This is a genomic window from Oceanobacillus manasiensis (assembly GCF_000724085.1).
GTDB lineage: Bacteria > Bacillota > Bacilli > Bacillales > Amphibacillaceae > Oceanobacillus_B > Oceanobacillus_B manasiensis.
Map to the genome: position 1 here is coordinate 1,243,642 of NZ_CCDL010000001.1, position 15,547 is coordinate 1,259,188.

The following is a 15,547-nucleotide window of genomic DNA, read 5'->3' on the forward strand; positions in this document are numbered from 1 at the left end:
TGACAATCTTAGTGTAGGAGGTAGTTATTATGAAAATGGAAAAATATATCGACGTTAAAAACATGAAGGGGAAAACGTCAAATTAAATAAAACGTTTCCCAAAATTTGAGAGGGGAAAATTATTTGAAGCAAATATTGTTAGTCATTGATGCCCAGCAAGAGTTAATTGAAGGGAATCAAGAAGAAAGTGCTGTTTACAAAAAGGAACAGCTCATCACAAATATCAATGCAGTGATTGAAAAAGCAAATAATTCTAATGTACCTATTGTCTTTGTAAGGGACTTGGAGGTTGCAGAGGGAATAGGTAAAGGTTTTCAAGTTCATGAAAAAATTAATGTACCTTCAAATGCAAATTTCTTTGAAAAAACTGCAACGAATTCCTTCCATGGTACAGGACTTCTAAATCACTTAAAATCTCAAGAGATTGGACATATTGTTGTAATGGGATGTGCAACCCAACATTGCATAGATAGTGCAGTCCGAACTGCAACTATCAATGGAATGGATGTGACCTTAGTTGGAGATGGACATTCAACAACAGATGGGGATGTTTTAAGTGCTGAACAAATTATAAATCATCATAACGAAACTCTTCATGGACATTACAATGTTGAAAACTTTTCCATTGTAAGAAATACAGAAGAAGATTTATTCTATCCAGAACATAATTCATATAGGTAATATTTGAGTAGTAGAACAATATCCCAATTTCTTGGTTTGATTCAAGAAATTAGGTATTATCTTTGTGAGGTAGAAGGAATATGATTTAGAATGATAAAGTATGTGAACTATTAGATGTAAATTAACTGGTGCTTTTCTAAGAAGGAGAAGTACCTTTTTTGTTGAAGTTATTTAACTGGCAGTAGAGTTTAACAAGATTTTATTAGAATTGGAGTGTAATAATGGAAATCTACGCAATTGAGGATCTGCCGAAAAATCAAATAATAGAATTTTTTAATCTGCATTGGGGAAGTCCAGAAATGGTTATTTCAAGTGGAGTCTATGATTGCAGTGAATTAGAGGGTTTTACTATAATAAATAAAGAAAATAAAATTATTGGGTTAATTACTTACATAATTAAAGATAACGAATGCGAAATAATATCATTAGATAGTATTGAAGAAGGCAAAGGAATAGGTACAACCTTAGTCCAAGAAGTAGAAAATCTTGCTATTAAGAGAAAGTGTAAGCTCGTTAAACTTATAACAACTAACGATAATCTATTAGCATTAAAGTTTTATCAAAAACGAGGTTTCATATTGTACCAAATTTTAAAAAATGCGGTTGAGAAAGCAAGGAAGATAAAACCAGAGATACCCTTAGTTGGTAATGATGGTATCCCCATCAGGGATGAAATTGAATTAATAAAGAAAATCAACTAACGGGTGATTTAGTAGAGACTTGGAGTGCATGGAATGTCTATGAAAAAATAAAAATTAATACTGGGGGAGATGAGTACATGAGGCTTTAATCAACTTCAAGGTATTGTGAGAGTGACGAAACCTTTTTTCGTGAGTCTATGAAAGGTAGAAAAATCGCTCATAGGAAAGCCAAGAAGCGTGGGGAAAAAGACAAGAAAAGAGGAATTTCCAACCTTAAAATAGCAGTTGTGGTGGCACAAGACCGCAATGGCAATATGATTGCTCGTAAAGCAGATACAGGCCGTGTAAGGGCGGAAGATATTGACACTGTGATAGGTGAGTATATTCACCCGTCTGTTTTGTTATGCACAGATACAGCAACGAATTACAAGAAATTTGCCAAACTAAAAGGGCTACAACACGAAACAGTCTAATGAACGACAAAAACAGCGTGTAAAAAAAGGCATATATCATATTCAACACGTAAATAACTCTCATAGTCGTTTGAAGAGTTGGATGGAGTGTTGCCAAGGAGTAGCAACAAAATATTTGGATAACTACCTTTACTGGTTTCGTTGGCTTGAATTAGGCAAACAAATAGCATTTGATGAACGAGTCAAACAAATGCTTGTTTCTGCCTGTCGAAAGTCAAATCCCACCACAGTAGAAATGTTGCGATGTGCTTAACTAATTATTAGATGTATATTTGTTGCTCCCAGGAAGTTTCTTGATTTCATTCCACGCTTCAATTGCTTCATCACGACTTTTTCCTTGATTTTTCGGGTCAGCGAAAAAGTCACGAATGAATTGATTGTATTCAAATTGGGGTGCAATGTTTTTCTTGTACGATGGATCTTTCTTTCGTTCTTCTTCCTTAAACCAAGCATTTACAGCATCACGATATGTTTTTCCAACATTGTTCTTAAAATATTCTTGGATATAAGTGGAAAAGTGGAATTTTGGGATAACTGTCTTAAAAAACGCCCTTACATCTTGGCTACAACGATGATTTTCCGTAATAACTGTATCAAGACTTAAATCTACTTGTGATACTATCGTCTTATTCGCTCTTGAATTTCTGATAGTTTTTTTTATCTCACCTGTCCGAAGAAATGTTTCGATTCTATCGGAAATCTCTATTTTTGAACCAGAAGCATTTAGCCCATTTTCTCTGCAAAATGATTGCAATTCTTCCTTTAACCAATAGAATTCTTTAAAACTTTCAATACTAATATCTTTTGTTAGATTTGGTCTCATAATAAACTACACCTCCATATTACTTATTTCCATTATAGAACATTTGTTCTTATTATTCAAAATTTAACATAAACAAAAGCAACAAAACAGCCTTTGTAATAATCATTGAATTTAATTACCTCCTTTCAATTAGTTGGTACTAAGTAGGCTATACTTTATTGAAATGCGGGAACTGTAATGAACCGGATTGTTGGATTTCTTAGTATTGATAAAGCTTTAGAATTGATACGAAATAATGACTTTAAGAAAGAACTTTAATGTGCTTAGAAAAAGAAATCATCCATTTTTTACTACTTTTCAGCAATTATATTAACTAAAGAGGCAATACTTAAAGACGATGATCCAAGAAGGTCACCTTTTTCTTGTGGTTAATTGCTAATATTATTTTTGGAATATTATGTTAGTATTAAGATAGTAGTTATTAAGCCATCAGGGAAAGATTGACCAAAATTGATTGAGTATGGGCTTAGATGAAGGAGGTAATAAAAGTGAGATTAAAATTAACCTTTCATTTAGTAATAGGTATATCCTTATTACTGAGTGCATGTGGTTATTCCAATACGGTAGAGGATACTGTTTATATGGATCAAGAACACGTTATATTAAAGGGTGTTGTTACTGAGATAAATACTGATAAGGAAATCACGGTGAAGGATGAAGCAAGTCAAGTAAATTTGCGTGTTACTGAAAATAGCAGCATGATTAATCACTTAGAGGATGTCATTCATTTCAAAGATTTAGAAAAGGAATTAGAAGTATCGGTTTCCTGGTTTACTAAAAAAGGCGAGGGGAAAAATGTACTGGAATTGGAGAAGTTAGAAATTCTTGATTAATAATTTCGAAGCATAACCTTTTGAAAGGAATCATTAAAGTAAAGAGTACTTTAGCTGAAAAAGAGCTTCTATTACAACGGAACTCTTTGTTGGGCCAGTTCAACCATACTGGTAATAAAAAGAAGATCACTTTTTGGGTGACCTTCTTTCTTAATTGACTTAAACTGTGCAGTAAATCTACTTTTATATGACATAGTGAAAAAATGTACTACGTTACGAATTAAAGGGAGTTAGCGCAAGTTTTTTCACTATACATGGTTTCATTTTCAATAATTTCCGTAACTCCATCAGATGATAATTTATCTTTTTCACAAAATTGCTTAACTCGTTTTCCATTTTTAGTTATACCGTAATAGTACGTGACGTCTGGTTCAGCTTTGAAAATGACCATATAATGACCATGGTAAAATTCATTATTTATAACGTGTTTTGGCTCTACATAATGCGAATCTTCAATATCGTCTTCCGTGTAGCCCATCCCCTGTAAATATTCTGGAACCTTTTTATCTGCTAGATGATTTGTATAAGGGTTTCCATTATTAAGTACATAAATAAGGCCAAAAGGAAATGCTATGATAAGAAGGATTAGTAGCCTCAAGGATATCCATATTATTTTTTTATTCATATTTCTCCCTCTTTCAATTAAATGAAGTTATGAAACATTATTGGGCGCAAAGCTTGTTCAGTGAAAACGTACAATTCCAGATACGCGCTCAATCGTACTAGGGAAAACTATTATATTTTATTGTTGATTTGCAATAGGAATTAAATGATATTCCCAATGTGTTCGACATTCAAACAATTTATAAAAGCCCTCTGCTTCATCTTTTGACATGTATCCACATTGCTGAGGCGCATTATTAAAAACATTTTGCACTTCATTTTCTAATGCCCTATAGTGACTCACATCTGGCGTAACTCGAATCCAACTTTGGTCCGCATTTTTATCGTACATTGATTTTAAATCATAAATCAGCACACCTTGTGAGCCTTCATCTTTCACTACTCTAATTTCACTGGTATTATTTTTGCCGTTTTCTCCAGCGACTTTCATAAATTCTTCAAGGATATCTTTATTTTTTAGTTCATTAGTTTTCCAAACAACATCCTTTTCATCTGGCTGATAGTCTGGTAAATCTTCTTCTATTTGTTCGTCTTGTGATTCGAAGTTTTCAGATGATTTCGGTTCAGCATCCCGTACATTTAATTGATTTTGCGCAATAACGACAGCGGATCGAAGGCCGAATATAAACTCATAGGTTTCTCTCTGTTCCTCGTCACTTACTTCAATCTCCTCTATTGCTTCTAATGCTTCATTAATTTTTTCTTGGTCTGTTGAATCTTTTATCCTACTGGAACCGTCTTCTTTCACTTTTTTTAAATCTTCAACTTGGAACAAATCTCCTACCTTTTTGCTTGCGATGTCCTTCTTACTTGCATCTTCTATGTTACAACCGTGCATAAGTAACACTCCACATAGAATAATAAATAAGCCGATGATTCCTTTCCCTTTTGGCTGGACAGTAGATCCATTCAACTTCGGTGTTTCCTTTGTTCTGTACAATTTTTCACCCCTTAATTAGCATGCTGCTCCTTATGGAAGGAAAAGAAGAAGGCGCCAACCCTTCTTCCGAATTAGCGCCCGATTGCTTAATAATCGCTACTTTAGCCATGCTGATCTCTTTGAAAATATGCTACAGACCTTACTCCATTTTCAATCGCTGCCCCCAACAATATGAAAGCCAATATAAAATCAACCCAACGGAAGAACCCACTTTCTGCTATCCCCATCATAGTAAGCCATACGGTAGCTACTAAGAATATGAAAAAACGAAACACTGGGTGAAGAAATATTTTTGTAATAGTTTTAGACATATGTACACACCTTTCCTGGAAAGGTGTAAGTTCACCAAAATAACCATTTGCGATTATGGGTGGAATCGCCTATGCTGTAAGTCCGACTGATCGATTTACAACTTATGCCCCTAAATCAGATAACCATTTACGAAGTTTCGCTTTAGGATAATAGATTTTATTATTTATAGAGACGTGTGGTATGTTTGGGTATTCCTGAATCAAGCTCTTCGCATCTTCTTTAGAAATTCCCATGAAGTAATGGACCTCATTTTCCTTGATCAATTCGTGTTCATCGTCATCGCTAAAAATTTCGCTGAGACTATCTGTAGCATCCGGATTATTAAAGTTTTTGAGCCCATTTCCTATAAAATATCCTGCTGCAGCAATTCCTAATCCAATCCATAAAAAATCAAATTCCATATTGATCCCCTCCAAAATGTTCAACAACTTTATTTGAATCACGGGTCTTTTTGAAAGACCGTTACAGTATAAAAATAATGACTATAAGAACTAATGATGTCCAAACAAATGAATAACCAATTTTACTTTCATTGGATATAGTATTCTGTTTTACTTTATGTATAACTGCTAAAACAGTTATATTTATAACAAATAACATGTAATACATTACTACATATATAAGCCATCGATTGCTCTGTGTTACCTCACTTAGTGGACCAGTTAAAAACAAAATCATAACAATAACCAAAGACATAAAAACGATTACCGGCATAACGATGTACATTTTCTCCCATAATCGGTGCTTTAGGAACGTGTCACTTTTTTTCACTTGAAAGTACATGACAAGACTCAGTAGACCTATTATGATAACTAAAAATAAAGCTGTCATCATCGGCTGTATATTTAGAACAGCTGTTGAAGAAGCTGGTATGCCTATATCTTTCTTAAATATATCTGCTATAAAACCTATAACGGCCAGTAGAGCAATTATAATAACTTGAAATAAAGTCCAACGAGAAAAAAATATAAACCTTCACTCCCTGTGCTTATTATTTAAATCGGATGCAGATTCTTGTCCCAGATGCGCGCCTGAGTGTGGTAGTTATTCGCTAGCTCTTATATCACGGGTTACTTTATAAACAATACTACCAAATGTGAATTTAACAGGATACAAAGCAATAATAACAGCAATAAGTTGGCTGAGTGACTTGTTCAACCCTGTTAGGTGTAGTCGATCGTTAATCACGTAACTAGCTAATTGAAGTAGACCAACTACAATAGCTACCGATACAACAAATGAGAGCAAGACTATAACTATTTGCGATATTGATATTTTTCTGGTCTTGTTTATTTTTTTAATGTTATCATCACTAGTCTTTCTATACATTTAACCATTCACCTTCACGTAAAAATAGAGTTCATTGTACCCTTTAATACGGGTTGGTCTATGTTTAGGTTTCACTGGTCAACAAATTGGTCCTATTTAAGAACAGTGACTTAATAGTATAGTTCTATAACTATTTCGGATTATTTAGTCAATTTTAACCTTCTTTATTTTGTTCTGCACCTAACTCCTGAGTTCCTTCATTGGTCTCCACGTTTTGGTTTTGCCACCAGCTATAGTTATTACTTAAATCCATAACTATTAAAAATGCCCCTATGATCATAAAAACAATGCTTAGCGTATACGGAACCCACCCAGCAATGTCAGATAAAGTAGTAACCATCAAACCGGGTGGGTCACTCCAACCACCTAAATTAGGTATATATAAAGCGATCGCAAGATGCATGATACCAAATAAGACGGTACCTGACATAAATAAAACGTATCCTAAATTTCTTAACTTTTTCCTCATATCTCATGCTCCTAACATGATTACATACATTTATAGCAATCAATTTTTTCTGTTACTATCCGCCAATAACTGTATGATTCTTTGGTTTTGTTTAGTGTTTAAATCACTGTTCTTTTTAATTTTATAAACCCATATTAAAAAGAGGATGACAGCGATTGGTATTCCGATATTGTATAAATAAGAAAAAAATATTACTAAGAATGTCAAGTCCTTCACGCCTTTCTGGTTTTTAAATTTCGTTTTTTATTAAACTAAACCGTTTTTCAGTCACTATCCAAATCATTATCGAGAAATGATTTGTTTTCCTCTTTAACATCATATTTCTTCTCGAGAAATTGACCAACTAGAGACTTGTTAATTCCATCTTTTACTGCTGTGAAAATCACAAAATATAGAATAACTAAACCTATAATCCAAGGAACGATAGTCCCAATAAATGAACCTCCCATTAATATCCCTCCAATCCCAATTAACAAAATGAACCGATTCTGAAGCTAACTCTATTTAAAGGAAGGCGCCCAATTTGTGAAGCGTTCACTTTAAACTTTTTTGATAACACCGACATTCGTGGACTCGTTTAAATTCTGATTTTATATGGTCAGAGTCATCCCCTGAATAATGAGCGAAGGCTTGTATAACTTTAAACTTTGACTCATTTGTTTTTATTACTTTTTCAATTTCATTATTTCCCTCAAAAAATACATGCAGATAGGAGTTAACCTTTTCAAAGCCACTTTTTACATACCATTGATTTACCCAGTCATCATCTCTAGTCCATGCTTCGAGGTAATCCAGTCCTTTGTCTTTCGCAATCTGCTCTGCTTTTTTTAACATGTTGATTCCAATGCCCCTTCTTTGATAATCAGGGTGTGTTGCAACATGCCAGATCATACCACCAAGTCCTTCACCTTTTGTGCATACTGTTTTTTCTTTATCATCATATTCAATGTCCAGTAGACCTACAATCTGATCATTCTCTACTGCCACTAATTCAATTGCTGGGTTTTCGTATTTTTCTTTTTCCTTGAGTACGTTATCATAATAGGCTGTATCCAGAAATGACAACACCCTACAACGCAACCATCCAACTTCATCATTTGAGTTATAACTTCTAATTTCCATTGAAAGCTCCTTTGTTGAAAGATAATTGTTCTATTAGTTAACAGTAGACCTAAAACTGTCTTACTTCATTTTTCTTAAAAACCCCTACACCTAACAAAATAAGTCCTGTGATAAATATCAAAGGGAATATATAGAACATCAGCATTGTTGCCCAAGGATTCCTCACGATTAAAGAGTAGGTTATACCAAGCGAATAGGCTAAGGGTAAAGAAATTGGTACCATAATAAAAATTCCCCATATCCTGAATTTGCTTTTCTTTGATCTGCCCATACTGAAAATATAAGCAATTGGTAAACATATCAGTGTGATCAAATAACCCAAATACAACGGGGAAATCATAATATCCTGTTTTGCAAACGGACCTTCCAACCCTATAATAAATGACTCAAATCTCAACCACGGCACTAAAAAAAACAGCAGCAAAACAAAAAGGGTGCACAATAAAACTACTTTAAACTTTTTGTTCATAAAAACACTCCTATCCCTTGGTAAAAGTTATCAAACAATGACGTGCATATCGCTTTCTTATACGTTCATGTTATCTACGAAGTTGGATAGTGATTCGGGGTGTTGCATGCCAGCAGACTAGGGTACACACAAGGTATCTACATTTGATGTTTTTGTAGTAGTAGCACGTTTATTTTATGGTACCACTTTCCACCGAATTATTGACAGAAAAAATAAATAAAAGTAAATTATTCCAGTTACGTATTAAGGAAAGAGGCGAGATCATTGTTAATACCTTATCAATCTAATAGACTTTTTAACTTAAAATGATGATAACTCGATCATTACGGTGTAAAATGGATGTGTCAATACTAATCCACTTGGAGGGATTTCATGTTTAAGAATCCATTTAAGAAGAAAAAACATCTAGACGAATTATCGTCTTCTAATATTGAGGAAACAAGCGAAATTGAAATAGAAGAAGAGCTAGTTGATGATTTAAAGCACGAAGCAGAAAAGTTGGATGCGGAAGAAATAAAACAACACGAAGAGCATTTTTCTGAGGAGAAGTTTTGGAAGAAGGTACAAAAGTTTTCTAAGAAAGCTGGAACTTCAGTAGTTTACGCTGTGCTGTTACTGTACTACACACTGCAGAAGCCAGATGTCCCGGTGAAAGTAAAAGCAATCATTGTGGGGGCTTTAGGTTATTTTATTTTACCCCTGGATGTGATACCTGACATTGCAATGGGAGTAGGATATGTCGATGATTTAAGTGTTGTTATATTCGCCTTGCTTCAAGTAGCAATATATGTGGATGATGAAGTGAAAAGGAAAGCCAAGAATAAATTAAGAGATTTGTTTGGCGAGAATGTAGATACAACGGAGATTGATCATAAGTTGAGTAGAGCATAATAAGATGAGTCTGTTTCTCAAAGTTTTGGGGAGCGGGCTTTTTTGTTGGGATTAATGGTAAGAATATTAATACGGGAAGTGCAGGTAATTATTTAGATAAGCAACCATTTAGTTGCTTATTATTGACATGCAACTGTGAGGTTGCTTATACTAGGTACATGAATTGGGACAAAGACGCGGTATTCAAAGCACTTAGTGACGTCACACGGAGGCTTATTTTAGATGAGCTAGCCGAGCGTAATGAGTTAACGTTGTATGAACTTACAACACGACTAATTATGAAGCATGACCTTTCCATCTCACGACAAGCGATAGCAAAACATCTTGCAGTACTAGAGGATGCTGCGCTCGTTGAATCGAAAAGAAAGGGGAAATATCGAGTACTTATTTTCAACAACGCCCCACTTAAAGATCTGCTGAAAGGGTGGCTGGAGTAGTTTAAGAATCAACCATATAAGGGAGGAAACCACTTTGAAAATTATTGTTACCAGTATTTTTGTAGAAGACCAGGAGAAGGCATTAGCATTTTATTCCGACACCTTGGGATTTGTAAAAAAGCATGACGAGCCGGCAGGAGAACATAGATGGCTCACCCTTGTATCTCAAGATGACCAAGACGGAACAGAGCTTTTACTTGAGCCGAATGAACACCCTGCCGCAAAGGATTATCAACAGCGGTTATTTGCTGAAGGTATTCCTGTAACCATGTTTGGGGTTGCAGATATTCATGATGAGTATAAACAGCTAGTGGAAAAAGGCGTGCAGTTTACGATGGAACCGACAGAAATGGGCAATGTCACGATTGCTGTTTTTGATGATACTTGTGGGAATCTGATTCAAATTATAGAGCAGTAAAAGCTTACTTGGAAAATGGGGAGAGATTTATGGATAGTCAAATGGAATTAGCATTCGAAAAATCAAAATCAGGTGATAAAGAGGAACGTTATGAAGCCTATCAAACCATTTTAGAGGCAACAGATCAAAAAGTTGATTGGGCATATGAGGTATGGGACCAACTTTTAGAGGACTTAACCCATAAAGATAATCATCAACGCTCTCGTGCAGCACAATATCTAGCCAACCTAGCTAAAAGCGATCCAGAGACGAGAATGATGAATGATTTCCCAATGTTATGGGTGGTAACGAAGGATGAAAAGTTCGTGACAGCTAGACATAGCCTTCAATCCATCTGGAAGGTCGGAATTGCTGGTACACCGCAAAAAGAGATGGTAATGGAATATTTGGTGGACCGCTTTAAAGGAACAGGTGAAAAGAATTATACGTTAATTCGAAACGACATCCTGCAAAACATGCGGAATTTATATGATCATTATAATGAAGAGTCTATCAAGCAGACAGCTTTAGATTTGATTGAAACGGTGGACGACAAAAAGTACAAGAAAAAGTATATGGGAATATGGAAATAGTGAAACCATAGCGAGAGGTTGCTGGAGACTGGGGTCTTCAGCTTTTTTTTACGGTTAAAGATAACATGGTATTTCCAGTTAGATAAATAAATTAATTATTTAAATAATTCGTATGAATAGAATGGAAGTTAATGTTAAAATTAAGCTAGCTTATTAAACTAAAGGGAGAATTTAATAAGTACCTAGCAAGGGGGGATTTATATGCCACAAGGATTAATGCATCACATAGAGATATATGTTTCAGATTTAGAACAAACGGTTGAATTTTGGGGATGGTTTCTAGAAGAGTTAGGTTATGCTTCCTTTCAAGAATGGGAAAGTGGGCACAGTTGGAAACTGGGTGACACTTATATCGTTTTTGTTCAGGCAGAAGATAGGTTTCTAGACGTTCCATATCATAGATGCAGGGTAGGCCTTAATCATCTAGCATTTCACGCATTATCACGTCAACACGTAGACGAGATGACGAACAAATTGAAAGAAAGAAAAGTCAACATTCTTTACTTAGATAAACACCCATTTGCTGGGGGAAATGATTATTATGCTGTTTATTTTGAAGATCCAGATAGAATTAAAGTAGAACTTGTTGCTCCTGTATAGAATTTTACTGACGGGTGGGATCTTCAACAAAGAGGCATCCTTTTTCTAATTGTACTTAAGGGGGGAAGAGTTGAAGAAGGTGATCTATTTAGTCAACTCTTCTCGCTTAAGAAATGAAGTGGAAAAAATGATTATAAAGAGAAGGATACAAGAAAAAGGCTTGGATCATTAGAACGATTCAAGCTCTTCCTTTCTGTCTATATTAACGTTTAATCTTCACTAATTTTTTCGGTGTTTTTACTAGTGCTTTAATGTGAATTGGACAGTAATTCCGTAAGTTTTTTTAAAACCTTAGCGAATAGCCAATAAAATAAAGTATAACAATGTGCGCTGGGTAAAATATATAAAAAAAGTATTTCAAGCCCATTCCCTTGTTGCCGTTATATAGCAAGATAAGTGGCGTTGCTAATATCATCAACCACTGATAGTCCGCAAACGGAAATAAAGCAGGGATTATAGGCATCATTGGATTCATTTTTTGGCTAATCAAAAAAACAATACCACAAAACAATGTGTATCCAATCGTTATATTTATTTTTTCTCTATCAATATAGTAAAATATGCCCCCTAGTAAAATGAATATTATGCTACCTTCCATAAACAAAGCATTTCCAAATACGGACCCAAGAAATTGCAATGTTGGAATAGGCTTTGTTAGAGTGAGGATTGGGTATACCTCGACTATTAAGGTAAATACAACGGCTGTAATAACTTGCCATATAAATAACAATACAATCAATTTTATCTTTTTATATTCTAAAAGGAACAGCAGTAATACAATAAAAAATAAAGGAGCAAAGAAGTTAGTTAAAAGATAATAACCTTGGTCATCCTCAATTACTCCCCTCATAGAGAGGTAATAAACATGGTGATTAATAAACAGATTTAATAAAGCCATTCCAACAGCAAATATGTATAAGCAAGTAAGGTACTTTCTTTTATTTGATGTGTGTTTGTATCCGATAACAACGCAATAAATAAAAATGGGAGCAGCTATTCTCCCTCCCCACCCAAACCATTCTGGTGTATTGGGAATAAACAATCCAACATGGTCGATAAACATTGCAATCAAGGCGATTACTTTTAATTTGGTTGTAGTCATTCACACAACTCCTATCCATGTGATGTAAAAAGAAAAACGCTAAAGCAAGTCAATACTTTAGCGTTTTGACAATTCAGTTTTACAAATAATTTACAGAAGTTAAAAATTATATAGTGAATCCTGGTATGCACAGATATGCTTCCTCTAATGGGATTAGATGCAAACCAAGAATACTTCATATCGTTTTCTGCACCAAGTAACTTTGATGTTTAGTTCGAATACTAACTTTCATTTTGTTTTACTAGGTTTGTAAATGCCGAAGGGTTGGATAATAGAGCTCACAACTTTCTCAGTTTTCTTCCTCCCTATTTGTATCTATCTGTATAATTCAACTAAATGTTATCACATTCATGTTTTAAGAGTGTTAATTAATTGTAAATTGAATCTTTACACAGCTAGGTGAATAAGAAGACTAGTAGAACGTTAAGTCTCATTTGTCGATTGGATTTAACAACAGTCCCAAGACACGATTTAAAAGGGGAATCAATACGCTTTGATAACATGAAAGGTCTAAAATCAACTAGCGTTTTAAGCAAAAACACGCTTTCACTATCGGGTGCGAATGTGCAACAAGGCTGATCAATACAGGAGTAGTACCCTTTCTTGTTGAAGTAAAGTGGCAGTTGAGTGGAAGAAGAGGATAAGGAGAGGTATAGTATGGATACTTGTATCTTTTGTGAGATAATCTCTAAAAAAGAAGATGCCTTTATTATTTACGAAGATGCTTATGTTTGTTGTTTTTTGGACAAATATCCTATCAACAAGGGACATATTTTAGTAGTTCCTAAGGATCATTATCAAGAGTTTAGAGAAGTTGATAAAGAAAGTTTGACACAAGTAATACTTGCATCTCAAAGAATAGCTACTGCTCTTGAAGAGTTATTAAACACAGACGGCATTACAATAATGCAAAACAATGGAATTTTTAAAGATGTAGAACATTATCATATGCACATTATTCCACGCTTTTTAAATGATGGGTTTTCTTGGGTGGAACCAGAGAATGAAGTTTTCAATGAAGAATTTATATCACTAAGTGCTAATTTACGGGAAACTTTGAATAAGAGTTATTAAAGTAACGGGGCAGGATTGTTGGAGAATAAATTCCTTTATTATTTGGCGAAGATTAGTTTTTCAAAATAAAACACTGAAGAGTTTTTGGAGGCTATGTATAGATGTCATTTAAAGAAAATTATCAGTCTGGTATTGAAATATTCCCATACGATAAAAAATGGGAAAAAACATTCTTATTAATAAAGGGTATTCTGAAAAATAATTTAGGAGATTGAATAATATGTGTAGAACATATAGGAAGTACATCGGTGAAAGGATTAGGAGCGAAACCAATTCTAGATATTGATGTTGTAATAGAAAGCTATGGCGTTCTTCCTTCTGTTATAAAAAGACTCCGAAATCTAGGATATTATTATCAAGAAAATTAGAGTTTTGAGGAGAGAGAAGCCTCCGGAAGAAAAGATAATTTAGTTCCTTGGGATGGAAAAAATACACATTGGATGGAACATCACCTATATGTGTGTAATAAAGATAGTAAAGAATTAGCTAGACATTTGTTGTTTCGAAATTATCTTCGTAACAATCCAGAGGCAGTTACGGAATATGAACAGCTAAAAAATGAATTGGCAAAGACTGCAAAAGACCGAGCTACGTATACCGAGGGAAAAACTAAATTTATAGCTATGATATTAGAGAAAGCAATGAAGTAATGTCCGTAGATTTGACTGCTCTACTGCTTTTCAGTACAAAGTATGTGAAACTTTGTGCTTGCACTAACGGGGGCGTTTTTTGAAACAGTGCTTTACTAAAGGAGTTGAAAAAAATGGATGTAAAAAAAGATGCAGAAATAAAACGCTCTTCAAAAGAAGAAAACATTCTATCTCAAATCAATAGTGAAACGAAGCTAGGCGATTTACGAAAAATAGCGAAGGACATTAAAAAAGATCATGAACTTGCTATGGAACTTTGGTCATCCGAAACGTATTTGCCCAGATTGTTAGCAATCTTAATTATGGACAAAAAACTTCTTTCAGAAGATGTGCTAAATCAGCTTGATAAGGATATGCAGACGCACACTTTTGATGAGGCGAATAACTTAATGGATTGGTTAATGGCTAATCAGCTCACTAAAGACAAAAAGAAAATTGCATTGATGGAGACGTGGGAAGATAGCCCTTCTGCTCTGCAAAGACGAGCTTTCTGGTATTATCAAGGTCGATTGAGATGGACTGGAAAAACTCCAACTGATAACACTGAAGACTTGCTATCTGCATTAGAAGCCAATATTACGCAGGAAGAACCGGAAGTTCAATGGGCTATGAATTTCACCGCAGGCTGGATAGGCGTTTATGATGAACAGAATCGGGCACGTTGTATAAAACTTGGTGAGAGAACGGGTCTTTACAAAGATGAAAAAGTATCAAAAGGATGTACTCCCAGCTATTTGCCGGAGTTCATTAGGATTGAAGTTAACAAACGGTTGTAATAGGCTTGGACAGAAAAATAAAGAAAACAGCGCGTTATAGCAACTAGTTAGTGGAATATGCAAGGAGATCTAAAGGATGAACCCCTATCTCTTTTTGATTTGTAGGGAGCTTCTCTTTAAGAAGAACAACTTTACATATGTGCAGGACAATATAAGTATTATAATTTAAATTCTAGAAGACGATCACTTTTTGAGTGGGCGTCTTTCTTAGTAGACTAGATACTGTGCAGCAACGATTGCCTAAAGGTGGAAAATATGAACAATAATTCGTTATCATCTGGTAAGAGATAAACTTAAATCTGCTGGATAAG

Annotated in this window: 22 protein-coding genes and 2 pseudogenes; 12 read left to right on the top strand and 12 right to left on the bottom strand. The window is 34.6% G+C overall.

Annotation, left to right across the window (positions count from 1 at the left end; translation table 11 throughout):
* Positions 1-123: 123 nt before the first annotated feature.
* The 3 genes and pseudogenes from BN985_RS06185 to BN985_RS06195 form a co-directional block, all read left to right on the top strand.
* Positions 124-681: a cysteine hydrolase family protein gene (locus tag BN985_RS06185; RefSeq protein ID WP_042221826.1), complete on the top strand. Its 558-nt coding sequence runs from the start codon at positions 124-126 to the stop codon at positions 679-681.
* 221 nt (positions 682-902) lie between these two features.
* Positions 903-1,382 (top strand): GNAT family N-acetyltransferase, encoded by a 480-nt coding sequence (locus BN985_RS06190; protein ID WP_042221827.1) that lies wholly within the window; start codon positions 903-905, stop codon positions 1,380-1,382.
* A gap of 81 nt (positions 1,383-1,463) precedes the next feature.
* Positions 1,464-2,048: pseudogene (locus BN985_RS06195) on the top strand (IS1595 family transposase); the annotation flags it as partial.
* On the opposite strand, the gene BN985_RS06200 reads toward BN985_RS06195, so the two are convergent.
* Positions 2,049-2,618 (bottom strand): DUF6434 domain-containing protein, encoded by a 570-nt coding sequence (locus BN985_RS06200; RefSeq protein WP_042221829.1) that lies wholly within the window; start codon positions 2,616-2,618, stop codon positions 2,049-2,051.
* Between the two features lie 488 nt (positions 2,619-3,106).
* On the opposite strand from BN985_RS06200, the gene BN985_RS06205 reads away from it, so the two are divergent.
* A complete protein-coding gene (locus BN985_RS06205) occupies positions 3,107-3,451 on the top strand; it encodes a putative periplasmic lipoprotein (RefSeq protein WP_042221830.1) in 345 nt (114 codons plus the stop codon).
* A 220-nt stretch (positions 3,452-3,671) separates the two neighbouring features.
* Here the strand turns inward: BN985_RS06205 and BN985_RS06210 are convergent, their stop codons facing one another.
* The 10 genes from BN985_RS06210 to BN985_RS06255 form a co-directional block, all read right to left on the bottom strand.
* On the bottom strand, positions 3,672-4,076 hold the full coding sequence (locus BN985_RS06210) for a DUF3139 domain-containing protein (protein ID WP_042221832.1): 405 nt from the start codon (positions 4,074-4,076) through the stop codon (positions 3,672-3,674).
* A 117-nt stretch (positions 4,077-4,193) separates the two neighbouring features.
* Entirely contained in the window at positions 4,194-5,015 is an 822-nt protein-coding gene (locus tag BN985_RS06215; protein WP_042221834.1) for a hypothetical protein, read from the bottom strand.
* 101 nt (positions 5,016-5,116) lie between these two features.
* Positions 5,117-5,326 (bottom strand): hypothetical protein, encoded by a 210-nt coding sequence (locus tag BN985_RS06220; RefSeq protein WP_042221837.1) that lies wholly within the window; start codon positions 5,324-5,326, stop codon positions 5,117-5,119.
* Positions 5,327-5,428: 102 nt separating this feature from the next.
* Complete coding sequence (locus BN985_RS06225; RefSeq protein WP_042221839.1) at positions 5,429-5,728, bottom strand: hypothetical protein; 300 nt, start codon at positions 5,726-5,728, stop codon at positions 5,429-5,431.
* 61 nt (positions 5,729-5,789) lie between these two features.
* On the bottom strand, positions 5,790-6,053 hold the full coding sequence (locus BN985_RS06230) for a hypothetical protein (RefSeq protein WP_198029976.1): 264 nt from the start codon (positions 6,051-6,053) through the stop codon (positions 5,790-5,792).
* Between the two features lie 318 nt (positions 6,054-6,371).
* Positions 6,372-6,575 carry a hypothetical protein gene (locus BN985_RS06235; protein WP_156960083.1) on the bottom strand — a complete coding sequence of 68 codons (204 nt, stop codon included), beginning with the start codon at positions 6,573-6,575 and terminating at the stop codon, positions 6,372-6,374.
* Positions 6,576-6,810: 235 nt separating this feature from the next.
* Complete coding sequence (locus tag BN985_RS06240) at positions 6,811-7,125, bottom strand: hypothetical protein (RefSeq protein WP_042221843.1); 315 nt, start codon at positions 7,123-7,125, stop codon at positions 6,811-6,813.
* Positions 7,126-7,388: 263 nt separating this feature from the next.
* Positions 7,389-7,574 (bottom strand): hypothetical protein, encoded by a 186-nt coding sequence (locus BN985_RS06245; protein ID WP_042221845.1) that lies wholly within the window; start codon positions 7,572-7,574, stop codon positions 7,389-7,391.
* An 85-nt stretch (positions 7,575-7,659) separates the two neighbouring features.
* Positions 7,660-8,247 (bottom strand): GNAT family N-acetyltransferase, encoded by a 588-nt coding sequence (locus BN985_RS06250; RefSeq protein WP_042221846.1) that lies wholly within the window; start codon positions 8,245-8,247, stop codon positions 7,660-7,662.
* Positions 8,248-8,296: 49 nt separating this feature from the next.
* Positions 8,297-8,716 carry a hypothetical protein gene (locus BN985_RS06255; RefSeq protein ID WP_232225540.1) on the bottom strand — a complete coding sequence of 140 codons (420 nt, stop codon included), beginning with the start codon at positions 8,714-8,716 and terminating at the stop codon, positions 8,297-8,299.
* 498 nt (positions 8,717-9,214) lie between these two features.
* Between BN985_RS06255 and BN985_RS06260 the strand changes: the two genes are divergently transcribed.
* The 5 genes from BN985_RS06260 to BN985_RS06280 all read left to right on the top strand — a co-directional run bounded on the left by BN985_RS06260 (position 9,215) and on the right by BN985_RS06280 (position 11,634).
* Complete coding sequence (locus BN985_RS06260; RefSeq protein WP_408634672.1) at positions 9,215-9,607, top strand: YkvA family protein; 393 nt, start codon at positions 9,215-9,217, stop codon at positions 9,605-9,607.
* Between the two features lie 158 nt (positions 9,608-9,765).
* Positions 9,766-10,044: an ArsR/SmtB family transcription factor gene (locus BN985_RS06265; RefSeq protein WP_042221847.1), complete on the top strand. Its 279-nt coding sequence runs from the start codon at positions 9,766-9,768 to the stop codon at positions 10,042-10,044.
* A 34-nt stretch (positions 10,045-10,078) separates the two neighbouring features.
* Positions 10,079-10,462: a VOC family protein gene (locus tag BN985_RS06270; RefSeq protein WP_042221848.1), complete on the top strand. Its 384-nt coding sequence runs from the start codon at positions 10,079-10,081 to the stop codon at positions 10,460-10,462.
* Positions 10,463-10,491: 29 nt separating this feature from the next.
* Positions 10,492-11,034: a hypothetical protein gene (locus tag BN985_RS06275; protein ID WP_042221849.1), complete on the top strand. Its 543-nt coding sequence runs from the start codon at positions 10,492-10,494 to the stop codon at positions 11,032-11,034.
* Between the two features lie 201 nt (positions 11,035-11,235).
* Entirely contained in the window at positions 11,236-11,634 is a 399-nt protein-coding gene (locus tag BN985_RS06280; RefSeq protein ID WP_042221850.1) for a VOC family protein, read from the top strand.
* 283 nt (positions 11,635-11,917) lie between these two features.
* Here BN985_RS06280 and BN985_RS06285 read toward each other — a convergent pair whose 3' ends face one another.
* The gene (locus BN985_RS06285) at positions 11,918-12,736 is read right to left on the bottom strand and encodes a TraX family protein (RefSeq protein ID WP_042221856.1); all 819 of its coding nucleotides are present in this window, start codon (positions 12,734-12,736) and stop codon (positions 11,918-11,920) included.
* A 627-nt stretch (positions 12,737-13,363) separates the two neighbouring features.
* Between BN985_RS06285 and BN985_RS06290 the strand changes: the two genes are divergently transcribed.
* From BN985_RS06290 to BN985_RS06300, 3 genes and pseudogenes are all read left to right on the top strand, one after another.
* A complete protein-coding gene (locus BN985_RS06290) occupies positions 13,364-13,810 on the top strand; it encodes an HIT family protein (RefSeq protein ID WP_232225541.1) in 447 nt (148 codons plus the stop codon).
* A gap of 215 nt (positions 13,811-14,025) precedes the next feature.
* A pseudogene (locus tag BN985_RS06295) lies at positions 14,026-14,460 on the top strand (GrpB family protein).
* A 113-nt stretch (positions 14,461-14,573) separates the two neighbouring features.
* Positions 14,574-15,236, top strand: a complete 663-nt coding sequence (locus tag BN985_RS06300) for a DNA alkylation repair protein (RefSeq protein ID WP_042221859.1) — start codon at positions 14,574-14,576, stop codon at positions 15,234-15,236.
* Positions 15,237-15,547 lie beyond the last annotated feature (311 nt).

Excerpts from the sequence above, each read along its gene's own strand:
- BN985_RS06190 (WP_042221827.1), top strand. The coding sequence starts at position 903 with ATGGAAATCTACGCAATTGAGGATCTGCCGAAAAATCAAATAATAGAA.
- BN985_RS06200 (WP_042221829.1), bottom strand. The coding sequence starts at position 2,618 with ATGAGACCAAATCTAACAAAAGATATTAGTATTGAAAGTTTTAAAGAA.
- BN985_RS06210 (WP_042221832.1), bottom strand. The coding sequence starts at position 4,076 with ATGAATAAAAAAATAATATGGATATCCTTGAGGCTACTAATCCTTCTT.
- BN985_RS06220 (WP_042221837.1), bottom strand. The coding sequence starts at position 5,326 with ATGTCTAAAACTATTACAAAAATATTTCTTCACCCAGTGTTTCGTTTT.
- BN985_RS06225 (WP_042221839.1), bottom strand. The coding sequence starts at position 5,728 with ATGGAATTTGATTTTTTATGGATTGGATTAGGAATTGCTGCAGCAGGA.
- BN985_RS06230 (WP_198029976.1), bottom strand. The coding sequence starts at position 6,053 with ATGTACATCGTTATGCCGGTAATCGTTTTTATGTCTTTGGTTATTGTT.
- BN985_RS06240 (WP_042221843.1), bottom strand. The coding sequence starts at position 7,125 with ATGAGGAAAAAGTTAAGAAATTTAGGATACGTTTTATTTATGTCAGGT.
- BN985_RS06245 (WP_042221845.1), bottom strand. The coding sequence starts at position 7,574 with ATGGGAGGTTCATTTATTGGGACTATCGTTCCTTGGATTATAGGTTTA.
- BN985_RS06250 (WP_042221846.1), bottom strand. The coding sequence starts at position 8,247 with ATGGAAATTAGAAGTTATAACTCAAATGATGAAGTTGGATGGTTGCGT.
- BN985_RS06255 (WP_232225540.1), bottom strand. The coding sequence starts at position 8,716 with ATGAACAAAAAGTTTAAAGTAGTTTTATTGTGCACCCTTTTTGTTTTG.
- BN985_RS06265 (WP_042221847.1), top strand. The coding sequence starts at position 9,766 with ATGAATTGGGACAAAGACGCGGTATTCAAAGCACTTAGTGACGTCACA.
- BN985_RS06275 (WP_042221849.1), top strand. The coding sequence starts at position 10,492 with ATGGATAGTCAAATGGAATTAGCATTCGAAAAATCAAAATCAGGTGAT.
- BN985_RS06280 (WP_042221850.1), top strand. The coding sequence starts at position 11,236 with ATGCCACAAGGATTAATGCATCACATAGAGATATATGTTTCAGATTTA.
- BN985_RS06285 (WP_042221856.1), bottom strand. The coding sequence starts at position 12,736 with ATGACTACAACCAAATTAAAAGTAATCGCCTTGATTGCAATGTTTATC.
- BN985_RS06300 (WP_042221859.1), top strand. The coding sequence starts at position 14,574 with ATGGATGTAAAAAAAGATGCAGAAATAAAACGCTCTTCAAAAGAAGAA.